Source organism: Pseudomonas sp. N2-3-1-14, assembly GCF_041228395.1.
In the GTDB taxonomy this organism is placed as follows: domain Bacteria; phylum Pseudomonadota; class Gammaproteobacteria; order Pseudomonadales; family Pseudomonadaceae; genus Aquipseudomonas.
Genome location: NZ_CP166199.1, coordinates 256673 through 269935 on the forward strand (window position 1 = coordinate 256673; position 13263 = coordinate 269935).

12 protein-coding genes are annotated in these 13263 nt (G+C 60.8%); 11 read left to right on the top strand and 1 reads right to left on the bottom strand.

Annotated features, from left to right (window positions below; translation table 11 throughout):
- The 8 genes from AB5I78_RS01080 to AB5I78_RS01115 all read left to right on the top strand — a co-directional run bounded on the left by AB5I78_RS01080 (position 1) and on the right by AB5I78_RS01115 (position 6603).
- A complete protein-coding gene (locus tag AB5I78_RS01080; RefSeq protein ID WP_145159738.1) occupies positions 1-402 on the top strand; it encodes a biopolymer transporter ExbD in 402 nt (133 codons plus the stop codon).
- Positions 403-709: 307 nt separating this feature from the next.
- Positions 710-1291: an alpha/beta hydrolase gene (locus AB5I78_RS01085; protein WP_119738240.1), complete on the top strand. Its 582-nt coding sequence runs from the start codon at positions 710-712 to the stop codon at positions 1289-1291.
- A 49-nt stretch (positions 1292-1340) separates the two neighbouring features.
- Positions 1341-2279 carry a sigma 54-interacting transcriptional regulator gene (locus tag AB5I78_RS01090; protein WP_145159740.1) on the top strand — a complete coding sequence of 313 codons (939 nt, stop codon included), beginning with the start codon at positions 1341-1343 and terminating at the stop codon, positions 2277-2279.
- 124 nt (positions 2280-2403) lie between these two features.
- The gene (locus AB5I78_RS01095) at positions 2404-3186 is read left to right on the top strand and encodes a MetQ/NlpA family ABC transporter substrate-binding protein (RefSeq protein ID WP_145159742.1); all 783 of its coding nucleotides are present in this window, start codon (positions 2404-2406) and stop codon (positions 3184-3186) included.
- A 490-nt stretch (positions 3187-3676) separates the two neighbouring features.
- Positions 3677-4342 carry an amino acid ABC transporter permease gene (locus tag AB5I78_RS01100; protein WP_369301802.1) on the top strand — a complete coding sequence of 222 codons (666 nt, stop codon included), beginning with the start codon at positions 3677-3679 and terminating at the stop codon, positions 4340-4342.
- Positions 4323-4982, top strand: a complete 660-nt coding sequence (locus tag AB5I78_RS01105) for an amino acid ABC transporter permease (protein WP_032884905.1) — start codon at positions 4323-4325, stop codon at positions 4980-4982. Before AB5I78_RS01100 ends, AB5I78_RS01105 begins: the two co-directional genes overlap by 20 nt.
- Complete coding sequence (locus AB5I78_RS01110) at positions 4979-5755, top strand: amino acid ABC transporter ATP-binding protein (RefSeq protein WP_369301801.1); 777 nt, start codon at positions 4979-4981, stop codon at positions 5753-5755. The genes AB5I78_RS01105 and AB5I78_RS01110 overlap by 4 nt, the downstream gene beginning before the upstream one ends.
- Complete coding sequence (locus tag AB5I78_RS01115; protein ID WP_369301800.1) at positions 5752-6603, top strand: transporter substrate-binding domain-containing protein; 852 nt, start codon at positions 5752-5754, stop codon at positions 6601-6603. The genes AB5I78_RS01110 and AB5I78_RS01115 overlap by 4 nt, the downstream gene beginning before the upstream one ends.
- A gap of 118 nt (positions 6604-6721) precedes the next feature.
- Here AB5I78_RS01115 and AB5I78_RS01120 read toward each other — a convergent pair whose 3' ends face one another.
- Positions 6722-7882, bottom strand: coding sequence for an AAA family ATPase (locus AB5I78_RS01120; RefSeq protein ID WP_369301799.1), 1161 nt, complete (start codon positions 7880-7882; stop codon positions 6722-6724).
- Between the two features lie 122 nt (positions 7883-8004).
- Here AB5I78_RS01120 and AB5I78_RS01125 point away from each other — a divergent pair, with 122 nt between their 5' ends.
- Genes AB5I78_RS01125 through AB5I78_RS01135 form a run of 3 tightly spaced genes read left to right on the top strand, consistent with a single transcriptional unit; the run spans position 8005 to position 13204 of the window.
- Complete coding sequence (locus AB5I78_RS01125; protein ID WP_145159750.1) at positions 8005-9087, top strand: efflux RND transporter periplasmic adaptor subunit; 1083 nt, start codon at positions 8005-8007, stop codon at positions 9085-9087.
- On the top strand, positions 9084-10154 hold the full coding sequence (locus AB5I78_RS01130) for an efflux RND transporter periplasmic adaptor subunit (protein ID WP_369301798.1): 1071 nt from the start codon (positions 9084-9086) through the stop codon (positions 10152-10154). The genes AB5I78_RS01125 and AB5I78_RS01130 overlap by 4 nt, the downstream gene beginning before the upstream one ends.
- Positions 10151-13204: an efflux RND transporter permease subunit gene (locus AB5I78_RS01135; protein ID WP_369301797.1), complete on the top strand. Its 3054-nt coding sequence runs from the start codon at positions 10151-10153 to the stop codon at positions 13202-13204. Before AB5I78_RS01130 ends, AB5I78_RS01135 begins: the two co-directional genes overlap by 4 nt.
- The last annotated feature ends 59 nt before the right edge of the window (positions 13205-13263 follow it).

Sequence of the window (13263 nt, forward strand, 5' to 3'; positions counted from 1 at the left end):
ATGGCCTTTTCCACACAAGACAGTGACGAGGTGCTGAGCGAGATCAACGTGACGCCGCTGGTGGACGTGATGCTGGTGCTGTTGGTGGTGTTTATCGTCACTGCGCCGCTGTTGACCAACGCGATCCCGATCAACCTGCCCAAGACCCAAGCCGTGGCGCCGGTTGAGCAAAAGGACCCGCTGGTGGTGAGTATCGACGGCGCCGGCAAACTGTTTATCAACAAGGACGAAATCCAGCCGGACCTGCTGGAATTCAACCTGCAGGCGGCCAAGGCCAAGGACCCCGATGTGCGGGTGCAACTGCAGGCTGACAATGGAGTGAACTACGGCGAAGTGGCGCGAGCCATGGCGTCTATCGAACGCGCGGGGATTACCAAGTTGTCGGTGATTACTGCACGTTAGTTTCAAATGCCTCGACAATTTTTTGGCCGTTTCCTTGGCAGGGTGCGGCCTTTTTTTTGCCTGGAATTCCGTTGAAGCTCGATGTGAAATGAGGTCTATGTGGGAGCGGGCTTGCTCGCGAATACGGTGGGTCAGTAGCAGATGCGCCGACTGATGCACCGCATTCGCGAGCAAGCCCGCTCCCACATTTTGATCTGCGATGGGTTTGAGATTTTGGTTATTAATAAATAGCTTCTTATTCCTTAACGAATATAACCCCCATCCCTATACTGGTCAGCAACGTTAAACGCTGCAGGAGGGCACACCCATGCACAGCGAGTCGATTCGTTATCTGATCGTGCCGGGCTGGCAAGGATCGCCAGAAGATCATTGGCAAACCCATTGGCAGAACAGCCTGCCCAACAGCGCGCGGGTGGAACAGGCCGATTGGCTGACGCCGCGTCGCGAAGACTGGGTGGCCGCACTCGCCGAGGCCATCGCCGCCGACAGCACGCCGGTGATCCTGATCGCCCATAGCCTGGGTTGCATCACCGTCGCGCATTGGGCCGCCACTGCGCCGGTGCACTTTTTGCGTCAGGTCCGCGGCGCTTTGCTGGTGGCTCCGGCGGATGTCGAACGCCCGGCCTGTTCACCGGCCTTGCGCAACTTCGCACCGATCCCGAGCGACCTGCTGCCGTTTCCCAGCCAAGTGGTCAGCTCCGACAACGACAGCGCGGTCAGCGCCCCGCGGGCTCTGGAGCTGGCGCGCAATTGGGGCGCGGAGGCCGGGATTCTGTCCGGCGCCGGCCATATCAATGTGAAGTCCGGCCACCAGCGCTGGGAGCAGGGCTTCGCCTACCTCTATCGCCTGCAAAACCGCCTTGAGCACCACGCCCGGCGTACTGCCTGAACATTTTTCAACGCCCCGTCCCTGAGTGGATTTGGGGCGGGAGCCTGCCATGAGTCATGAAACCTTCGGCCAGCCCTTGCTGACCTTCCCCGACGCCGAAAAAAGCCCGCTGAGCATCCGTGCCAAGGCCCTGGTGTTTGTCGACCCGCGCTCGCGCCAATTGCGTGAAGACTTGGAAAGCCTGGCGCCGCGCGCCTTGCCGGTGTTGATTCGCGGTGAGACCGGCAGCGGCAAGGAGCTGCTGGCGCGGCATATTCACCGTGGCAGCGACCGCACCGGGTTGTTTGTCTCGGTCAACTGCGGCGCGATCAGCCCCACTTACGCCGATGCCGAGCTGTTTGGCTACGCGGCCGGCAGCCACAGCGGCGCGGCGAGCAGTCGGGCCGGGTGGTTCGGGTCGGCCAACGGCGGCACCTTGTACCTGGATGAGATCGGCGACTTGCCGTTGCCGATCCAGGTGAAATTGCTCGCCGCCCTGGAAAATCACGAAGTCACCCGCGTTGGCGCCCACCAGCCCAGCCCGGTGGATGTGCGCCTGGTTGCGGCCACCAGCATCGACCTCGCCCAGGCCGTGGCGGCGGGCAAGTTTCACGAGCGTCTGTTCCATTATTTGAGTGAAGGCCAGCTCGACCTGCCCGCGCTGCGCGAGCGCGTGGGCGATATTCTGTCGCTGGCTGAATATTTTCTCGGCATCTACAGCCAGCGCCTGGACCTGCCGGTTCCGCTGATCAGTGATGCCGCCCAGCGTGTGTTGGAACTCCACAGCTGGCCGGGCAATACCCGCGAGCTGGAAAACGTTATTCACTTTGCGTTGCTGGTGAGCAGTGGTGATGAGATTTTGCCCGAACATCTCAACCTGCCGGTGGCGGGCTCGCCACTGGAACAGGTGCAGCGGATCTTCGCGAGTGCCAGCGCCGCCGAGCGGCAAACCTTGCTCAGCTTTCTAAATGAACAGCAGCTACATGAGCAAAATGGAATATCAAAGTGAATAAAAGATATTGTTCGGGAATAAAAAATCTAGGTATTGTCCACTCCACGCCGCGATAGCACTTCGCTGGCACACCATAAAAACGGTCGTCAGAGACGCCCCGGAATTTCGATAAGGACACTGCATGAAAAAGGTTCTGTTGTTTACCGCACTGGCGGCTGCCCTGACTGCAAGCTTCGCCCAGGCCAACGAGAAACTGGTGGTTGCCGCCACGCCGATCCCGCACGCCGAGATCCTTGAGCTGGTCAAACCGACCCTGGCCAAAGAAGGCGTAGACCTGGAGATCAAAGTATTCACCGACTACGTGCAACCTAACGTGCAAGTGGCCGAGAAGCGTCTGGATGCCAACTACTTCCAGACCCTGCCGTACCTGGAAAACTTCAACAAGGGCAAGGGCACCAACCTGGTCACTGTGGTCGGCGTGCACGTTGAACCTTTCGGCGGTTACTCGAAGAAGATCAAGAATATTTCCGAGCTCAAAGATGGCGCCACCGTGGCCATCCCGAACGAAGGCTCCAACAGCGGCCGCGCCCTGTTGCTGCTGCAAAAAGCCGGTGTGATCACCCTCAAAGACCCAAGCAACGCCCTGGCCACGCCGAAAGACATCGCCAGCAACCCGAAACACCTGAAATTCAAAGAGCTGGAATCGGCGCTGCTGCCACGCGTGCTCGACCAGGTTGATCTGGACTTGATCAACACCAACTACGCGCTGGAAGCCGGCCTGAACCCAGCCAAAGATGCGCTGATCATCGAAGACGCCAAGTCGCCGTACGTGAACTTCCTGGTGGCACGCCCGGACAACAAGGACAGCGACGCTATCCAGAAGCTGGCCAAGGCCCTGACCAGCCCTGAAGTCAAAGCGTTCATCGATTCCAAGTACAAAGGCGCCGTCGTACCGGCGTTCTGATGTAAACCAAACCCCCTTCAAGGTTTGAACGCCGACGGCTCACATAGCGTCGGCATTTTTTTTATGCCTGGAATTTGGAGTGCAATAAATGTGGGAGGGGGCTCGCCCCCGATAGCAGTGGTTCAGTCAATGCATCTGTGGCTGACATACCGCTATCGGGGGCAAGCCCCCTCCCACATTTGATCTGCGCAGGCTTACATGTTTTGTGTGTGGATCGCCCGGCGCAACGCCATCAGCCACTTCACCAGCTCCTGCGGATCAATCGGCTTCACTTCGTTCATGGTCAATCCCTCGAATCTCAGACCCCCCAACCATAGCCGCCACCCGGACAACCCGCGAATCCGGCGGTTATCTTTTTGGGTGATATCAATATGCTATTTGGGTATTTAAATTTTACTTTTTATACCTTTAAAGTTCGCGCTACCCGGCGTTACCCACGCCGGATCGGACTGCGCCCGCTGCATTACCCTTGCGGCGTCATGGACTCAAGATGACCTTCGATTTCACTTTTATCCTCAGCACCTTGCCGGCGTTTCTCAGCGCCGTGGGGGTGACGCTGCAAGTGGGCCTGATCGCTATTGCCACCTCGTTGCTGGTGGCACTGATCAACGCAGCGCTGCTGGTGTTTCGCACGCCGTACCTGTCGCGCCTGGTGGCGCTGTATGTGGAGCTGGCGCGCAACACGCCGCTGCTGATCCAACTGTTCTTTGTGTACTTCGCCTTGCCGGCGCTGGGGTTCAATATCTCCGGGTTCTGGGCGGCGATCATCACCATGACCTTCCTCGGCGGCGCCTACCTCACCGAAGTGCTGCGCGCCGGTGTGGAAGCGGTGCCGCTGGCGCAGATCGAGTCGGGCAAGTCCATCGGCCTGTCCGACTGGCAGCTGCTGCGCCATGTGATCCTGCCTCAGGCCGGCATCCTCAGCCTGCCGGCGCTGTTCGCCAATTTCATCTTTCTGCTCAAGGAGACCACGGTGGTGTCGGCCGTGGCGGTGCCGGAGATTCTCTACACCACCAAGAGCTACATCGCGCTCTACTACAAAACCTACGAAATGCTCGCCGTGCTGACGCTGATTTGCGTGCTGTTGTTTTTGCCGCTGTCGCTGCTGCTCAGTCGCCTGGAAAGGAGGCTCCAGCATGGCCAGTTCGGGTCTTGAGTTGTTGTGGGTGTCGTTGCCGCAACTGGGCAAGGGCGCTGCGCAGACGCTGTCGATTTCTTTCCTGAGCATCGCCTTCAGCACCGTCGGCGGGGTGTTGTATGGCGTGCTGCGCACGCTGAATAACACGCTGATCAACGCGGTGCTGCGGGTGTACCTGGAGCTGTTCCGGGCGATTCCGGTGCTGGTGTGGTTGTACCTGCTGTTTTTCGGTTTGCCGATTTTCTTTGGCCTGAGCATTCCGAGCTTCTGGTGCGCGGTGCTGGTGCTGTCGTTGTGGGGCGCCAGCGAGGTCGGCGAAGTGGTACGGGGCGCGCTGCATTCGCTGCCGCGTGGCCAGCGCGAGGCCGGGTTGTCGATTGGCCTGTCCGACCCGCAGCTGTACGGCTACGTGTTGCTACCCCAAGCCCTCAAGCGCATGACGCCGCCAACCATCAACGTCTACACGCGCATCATCAAGACCAGCTCGCTGGCGGTGCTGATCGGCGTGGTGGACGTGATCAAGGTCGGCCAGCAAATTATCGAACGCACCTATGAGTCAGTACTGATCTACGGCGTGCTGTTCCTGTTTTTCTTCTTTATCTGCTACCCGTTGTCAGCCGCCTCCAAGGTGCTGGAACGGCGCTGGGCCCAAGCATGAGCGTATTGATCGAGTTCCAGGCTTTCAACAAATTCTTCGGCGAGCAGCAGGTGCTCAAGGGCATCGACCTGAGCGTGCAAAGCGGCGAAGTGGTGGTGATCCTCGGACCCAGCGGCTGTGGCAAAAGTACCCTGCTGCGCTGCCTTAACGGCCTGGAAGTGGCGCACAGCGGCAGCCTGCGTTTTGCCGGCAAAGAGCTGCTGGACAAAAATACCGATTGGCGCCAGGTGCGCCAGGACGTGGGCATGGTATTCCAGAGCTACCACCTGTTCCCGCACATGAGCGTGCTCGACAACATCCTGCTCGGCCCGCTGAAAGTGCAAAAACGCGCGCCTCGCGAAGCCCGTGCCCAGGCGGAAAAATTACTCGAACGTGTGGGCCTGGCCGACAAGCGCGACGCCTTCCCTCGCCAGTTGTCCGGTGGTCAGCAGCAACGCATCGCCATCGTCCGTTCGCTGTGCATGAACCCGCAAGTGATGCTGTTTGACGAAGTCACCGCCGCCCTCGACCCGGAAATGGTCAAGGAAGTGCTGGAAGTGATTCAGGGCCTGGCCCGCGACGGCATGACCTTGTTGATCGTCACCCATGAAATGGCCTTCGCCCGCGCCGTCGCCGACCGCGTGGTGTTCATGGAGGCCGGTCGCATCCTCGAACACAACACCCCCGAAGAATTCTTTACGAACCCGCAAACCGCACGCGCGCAGCAGTTTCTGGAGAAGTTCTCCTTTGTTTCAACACTGCCCAAAAAGACCAAGGAATTGGAGCTGATATGAAAAAACTACTGCTGCCACTGTTTGCCGTCGCCTTACTGGCCGGCTGCGATAAAAAGGCCGAAGAGCCTGCCAAACCCGTCGCTGCTGCCAGCTACATCGACAAGATCAAGGCGCGCGACAAGCTGATCGTCGGCGTGTTTACCGACAAGCCACCGTTCGGTTTTGTGAACGAAGCCGGTCGTTACGTCGGCTTTGATACGGATATCGGCCGCCAATTCGCCAAGGATTTGCTGGGCGATGAAAACAAGGTCGAGTTTGTTGCCGTCGAGCCGGCCAGCCGTATCCCGTTTCTGCAAAGCGACAAGGTCGACCTGATCCTTGCCAACATGACCGTAACGCCGGAGCGCAAGGAAGCGGTGGACTTCACCAATCCCAACCTGAAAGTGGCGGTACAGGCTTTGGTGCCGCAGGACAGCGCGGTGAAAAGCCTGGATGACCTGGCCACCCGCACCACCATCGTCACCACCGGCACCACCGCCGATATCTGGCTGACCAAAAACCACCCGGACTGGAAACTGCTCAAGTTCGAGAAAAACTCCGAGTCCCTGCAAGCGCTGTCGGCTGGCCGTGGCGATGCGTACGCGCAAGACAACCTGGTGCTGTTCAGCTGGGCCAAGCAGAACCCGGGCTACCGCGTGCTGGAAGAAAAACTCGGTGATGAAGCACCGATTGCGCCGGCCGTGAAGAAGGGCAACATCGAACTGCGCGACTGGGTGAATACCGAGTTGGCGAAGTTGGGCGAGGAGAAGTTCCTGCTCAAGCTGTACGACCAATATGTGCGTAAAGAGCTGAGCGATGACACCAAGCCTGAGAGTGTGATTGTTGAGGGCGGTAAGTGGCAGGGTTGATCCCGCGCTGACTGTTCTACCGCTATCGCAGGCAAGCCAGCTCCCACCTTTGAGTGTGTTCGCAAATCAAAATGTGGGAGCGGGCTTGCCCGCGAAGAGGCCAGTGCAGTCACTGCACCTACTCCGGCCAATGCCACGCCGGGGCATCCAGCATTCCTTGCCCCACAATCCGCGTCTCGCCCATCACCTTCTCCAGCACAATCGAATTACACCCTTCATTCTGTTGCAACGCTGCGATCAACCGGCTGGCATGCGACACCACCCACACCTGGCAATGCTGGGACGCCTGGATAATCAAACGCGCCAACGCCGGCAGCAAATCCGGGTGCAAGCTGGTTTCCGGTTCATTCAGTACCATCATGGTCGGCGGCCGAGGCGTGAGCAGCGCCGCGATCAGCAGCAAATAACGCAAGGTGCCGTCCGACAACTCCGCCGCCGACAAGGGCCGCAGCAAGCCTTCCTGATAAAACTCAATCGCAAAGCGCCCGCCCTGCAGCGGCTGGATATTCAGGCGTGCGCCGGGGAATGCATCGCTGACCGCACGCTGCAATGCCTCGGGGTCGCCGATTTCGCGGATGGTCTGCAACGCCGCGGCCAAATCGCGCCCGTCGTGATGCAACACCGGCGTGCGCGTGCCTAATTGTGGTTGGCGAACGGGCGCGTCCACGTCGCTGCGAAAGTGATCATAAAAGCGCCAGCCACGGATGCTTTCGCGCAGCAACAACACCTCCGGCGAGCCGCGCAGGCTGCCGACCTGATCAAACAGGCTGTGGTAATCGGGTGTGTGCTGGGCCAGTACATCCCAGTTGCGCCCCTCTCGGGCCCGAACCATCGGCCCGGAGCGCTGCACCAGCAGGCTGGCGGGGCGATAGAGGTGGCCGGCCCAGATGCATTCTTTTTTTATTTCGGGGTCCAGGGAGAAATAACTGATACCGGGTGACGGCAACCCCATGGAGATGGCGTAGCTGAAATCTTCCCCGGCAAATCCCAGGCGCAGACGCTTCACGTTCTGGCGGGTGGTGGCTTGTACGGCGACTTCGCCCTCACGCATGCGTCGGCTGATGGTTTCCGGCCCGGCCCAGAAGGTTGAATCCAGCCCGCCTTCACGGGCCAGCGCATTGATGACGCCGCCCTGGGCGGTTTCCGCCAGCAGGCGCAAGGCGCGATACAGGTTGGACTTGCCGCTGCCATTGGGGCCGGTGACCAGGTTCAACCGGTCCAGGGGCGCCACCAATTTATTGATCGAGCGGTAATTGGCCACCGCCAGGGTTTTCAACATAGGGTATTCAGTCGAGGTGGGAACCATTGGAGTATGGGATCCTCCATGCAGATAAGGAACCCTGATCTAAGCTCACAGTCGCATACACACTGGCAAGTCGGCATCACGCAAAAGGAGCCTGCATGGGCGGTCGCACTTCGATAGTTTTACTCAGCCTTGGCCTCTTGGCGCTGCTGAGCGGCTGTGGTCAGGAAAAGGCCGAGCCCAAGGAGCATTCGCGGGTTTTTGTGCAGACGGTGCAGCCGGCGGATTTCGCCGCGGCGGTGACCCTGACTGGCGATATCCAGGCCCGTGTGCAAACCGATTTGTCCTTTCGCGTGGGTGGCAAAATCATCCAGCGCATGGTCGACGTGGGTGACCGCGTGACCGCCAAGCAAGTGCTGGCCAAGCTCGATCCCAAGGACCTGCAGACCAACGTCGATTCCGCGCAGGCCCAGGTTGTGGCCGAGCAGGCGCGGGTCAAGCAAACCGCCGCCGCCTTCGTTCGCCAGGAAAAACTGCTGCCCAAGGGCTACACCAGCCGCAGCGAATACGACGCCGCCCAGGCCGCGCTGCGCAGCAGTCAAAGCGCCCTGGCCGCGGCGCAAGCCCAGCTCGCCAACGCCCGTGAACAACTCGGTTATACCTCGCTGATCGCCGATGCGCCCGGTGTGATTACTGCGCGCCAGGCGGAAGTTGGCCAGGTCGTGCAGGCCACCGTGCCGATTTTCAGCCTGGCCACCGATGGCGATCGCGATGCGGTGTTCAATGTCTATGAATCGCTGCTGGTAGAGCCGCCGCCGGATGCACCGATCACGGTCAGCCTGCTGGATAACCCGAACATCAAGGCCGTGGGCAAGGTTCGCGAGGTCACGCCGGCGGTGGCGGCCAATACCGGCACCGTGCAAGTCAAAATCGCCCTGCAATCGCTGCCCAAGGGCATGCAACTGGGCTCGGTGGTCAGCGCCACCGCCAATGGCCCGGCCAAGGCCAGCATCGAGCTGCCGTGGTCGGCCTTGACCAAAGACCTCAACGAACCCGCCGTGTGGCTGATCGACGGTGACGGCAAGGCGCAATTGCACAAGGTCAGCGTGGCGCGTTACCTCACCGGCAAAGTGATTATTGGCGACGGGCTCAAAGGCGGCGAAAAAGTCGTGGTGGCCGGCGGACAATTGTTGCACCCCGGCATGCTGGTCGAGATCGCCCAGCAAGGAGCCCAGCCATGAAGCGCCTGACGGCTCTGCTCGCCGCCAGCCTGTTGGTGGCCGCCTGCTCCAAGAAAGAACCGCCGCCCGAGCCCGTGCGCCCGGTGTTGTCGATGGAAGTCAAAGCCGAAGACCAGGAAAACCTCGGCCGCTTCGCCGGCACCATCCAGGCCCGCTATGAAAGTAACTTGGGCTTTCGCGTACCCGGCCGTATCGCCCGCCGCGCGGTGGACGTGGGCGCCGAAGTGGAGAAGGGCGCCTTGCTCGCCGTGCTCGATCCCACCGATCAGCAAAACCAATTGCGCGCCGCCCAAGGCGACCTCGCCCGCGTGCAGGCGCAGTTCATCAACGCCCAGGCCAACGCCCGCCGTCAGCAGGAATTGTTCAACCGTGGTGTCGGCGCCCAGGCTCAACTGGACGTGGCCCAGACCGACCTGAAAACCACCCAGGCCACCCTCGACCAGGCCAAGGCTTCGGTCAATCAGGCCAAGGACCAGCTCAACTACGCCGAACTGCGCACCGACCACGCCGGTATCGTCACCGCCTGGAACGCCGAGGCTGGCCAGGTCGTCAGCGCCGGCCAGCAAGTGGTGACCCTCGCGCGCCCGGACATCAAGGAGGCGGTAATCGACCTGCCGGCCGGCCTGGCTGAGCGCCTGCCCACCGATGTGGTGTTTGTGGTCGCAGGCCAACTCGACCCGAGCGTCAACACCACCGCCATCGTGCGTGAAATCGAGCCTCAGGCCCAAAGCGCCACGCGCACCCGTCGTGCGCGATTGACCCTGACCGAAACACCGCCAGCCTTCCGCCTGGGCACCGCTATCAGCGTGACCTTGAGCACCGCCATCGCCCCCCGTATCCAACTGCCGGTGAGCGCCTTGCAGGAAGTTGACGGCAAGACCCGCATCTGGCTGCTCGACACCCACAGCCAGACCGTGCAGCCGCGTGACGTCACGGTGGTCAGCCGCGATGCCGACGGCGCCGTGCTCAACGGCGGCGTCAAACCTGGCGAACGCATCGTCACCGCTGGCGTGAACAGCCTGAAACCCGGGCAAAAAGTCAAAATCGACGAGGACAGCCCGCGATGAAAGGGAGCTTCAACTTATCCGACTGGGCCCTCAAGCATCAGTCCTTCGTCTGGTACTTGATGTTCGTCGCGCTGCTGATGGGCGTGTTCTCCTACATGAACCTTGGCCGCGAGGAAGACCCCTCGTTCACCATCAAAACCATGGTGATCCAAACCCGCTGGCCGGGCGCGACCCAGGAAGAAACCCTCAAGCAGGTCACTGACCGCATCGAGAAAAAACTCGAAGAACTCGACTCCCTCGACTACGTGAAAAGCTACACGCGGCCGGGCGAGTCCACGGTGTTCGTGTTCCTCAAAGACACCACCAGCGCCAAGGCGATTCCGGATATCTGGTACCAGGTGCGCAAGAAGATCGATGACATTCGCGGCACCTTCCCCCAAGGCTTGCAGGGGCCGTCGTTCAACGATGAGTTCGGTGACGTGTTCGGTTCGGTCTACGCGTTTACCGGTGATGGCCTGTCGATGCGCCAACTGCGTGACTACGTAGAGCAAGTGCGCGCCGAGATCCGCTCGGTGCCGGGCCTGGGCAAGGTCGAGATGATCGGCCAGCAGGACGAAGTGATCTACCTGAATTTTTCCACGCGCAAACTGGCAGCGTTGGGGATTGACCAGCGCCAGGTCGTACAAAGCCTGCAGTCGCAGAACGCGGTAACCCCGGCCGGGGTAATCGAGGCCGGGCCGGAGCGGATTTCGGTGCGCACCTCGGGGCAATTTGCCTCCGAAAAGGACCTGGCCAACGTCAACCTGCGCCTCAATGACCGTTTCTACCGTTTGGCCGACATTGCCGACATCAGCCGTGGCTATGTCGATCCGGCGCGGCCGATGTTCCGTTTCAATGGCCAGCCGGCGATTGGCTTGGCCATCGCCATGCAGAAGGGCGGCAATATCCAGTCATTCGGCAAGGCCCTGCACACGCGCATGGATGAGTTGACGGCTGACCTGCCGGTGGGCGTTGGCGTGCACAAAGTCTCCGACCAGGCAGAAGTGGTGGAAGAGGCCGTCGGCGGCTTTACCAGCGCGCTGTTTGAAGCCGTCATCATCGTGCTGGTGGTGAGCTTTATCAGCCTCGGCATGCGTGCCGGGTTGGTGGTGGCGTGCTCGATTCCATTGGTGCTGGCGCTGGTGTTCGTGTTCATGGAATACAGCGGCATCACCATGCAGCGCGTGTCGCTGGGCGCGTTGATCATCGCCCTCGGCCTGTTGGTGGACGACGCGATGATCACCGTGGAGATGATGATCACGCGCCTGGAAAAAGGCGAAACCAAGGAGCAGGCGGCGACCTACGCCTATACCTCGACCGCGTTCCCGATGCTCACCGGCACGCTGGTGACCGTCGCCGGCTTTGTGCCTATCGGCCTCAACGCCAGCTCGGCGGGCGAATACACCTTTACGCTGTTTGCGGTGATTGCCGTGGCGATGCTGGTGTCGTGGGTGGTGGCGGTGCTGTTTGCGCCGGTGATTGGCGTGCATATCCTCAGCGCCAACGTTAAACCCGAAAACAAAGAGCCTGGGCGCATCGGTCGCGCGTTCAATGGCGGCATGCTCTGGGCCATGCGCAACCGCTGGTGGGCCATCGGCATCACCGTGGGGCTGTTTGCGGCCTCGGTGTTCTCCATGCAGTTTGTGCAGAACCAGTTTTTCCCGTCATCGGACCGTCCGGAAATTCTCGTCGACCTCAACCTGCCGCAAAACGCCTCGATCAACGAAACGCGCAAGGCGGTCGACCGCCTTGAGGCGATCATCAAGGACGATCCGGATATCGCGCGCTGGAGCACCTATATCGGCCAGGGCGCAATTCGTTTCTACCTGCCCCTCGACCAGCAGTTGGAAAACCCCTACTACGCGCAGTTGGTGATCGTCAGCAAAGGCCTGGAAGAGCGCGGCGCGTTGATTGCGCGCCTGCAAAAACGCCTGCGCGATGACTTTGTCGGCATCGGCAGCTATGTGCAGCCACTGGAAATGGGCCCGCCGGTTGGGCGGCCGATCCAGTATCGCGTGTCTGGCAAGGACACCGATCAGGTGCGCAAGCACGCCATAGAACTGGCGACCTTGCTGGATAAAAACACTCACCTGGGCGAGATCATTTACGACTGGAACGAGCCGGGCAAAGTGCTGCGCGTGGACATCGCCCAGGACAAGGCGCGGCAATTGGGGCTGTCGTCGGAAGACGTGGCGCAGTTGATGAACAGCGTGGTCAGCGGTGCGTCGGTGACCCAAGTGCACGACGATATCTACCTGATCAACGTGGTCGGCCGCGCCGAAGATGCCGAACGCGGCACCCCGGAAACCTTGCAGAACCTGCAGATTGTCACGCCCAACGGCACCTCGATTCCGTTGCTGGCCTTCGCCACCGTGCGGTATGAGCTGGAACAGCCGCTGGTGTGGCGTCGCGACCGCAAGCCAACCATCACCGTCAAGGCTTCGGTGCGTGATGAGATGCAGCCAACCGACCTGGTCAAGCAACTCAAGCCCGAAATCGACACGTTCAGCGCCGGCCTGCCGGTGGGTTACAAAGTTGCCACCGGCGGCACCGTCGAAGAAAGCGGCAAGGCCCAAGGCCCTATCGCCAAAGTGGTGCCGTTGATGCTGTTCCTGATGGCCACGTTCCTGATGATCCAGCTGCACAGCGTGCAGAAGATGTTCCTGGTGGCCAGTGTCGCGCCGCTCGGGCTGATCGGCGTGGTGCTGGCGCTGATCCCCACGGGCACGCCCATGGGCTTTGTGGCGATCCTTGGCATCCTGGCGCTGATCGGCATCATCATCCGTAACTCGGTGATTCTGGTGACGCAGATCGATGCCTACGAGCGCGACGGCTACACGCCGTGGGATGCCGTGGTGGAAGCCACCGAGCACCGGCGCCGTCCCATCCTGCTGACCGCTGCGGCAGCCAGCCTGGGCATGATCCCGATTGCGCGGGAAGTGTTCTGGGGGCCGATGGCCTACGCGATGATCGGCGGGATCATCATCGCCACCTTGCTGACGCTGTTGTTCCTGCCAGCGCTTTATGTGGCCTGGTACAAGATTCGCGAGCCGAAAAAAGAACAGGCCTGACCCTTGGCGCCTTCCTGCAAGGATGTGGGAAGGCTCCTGGAAACACTTTCCCTACATTC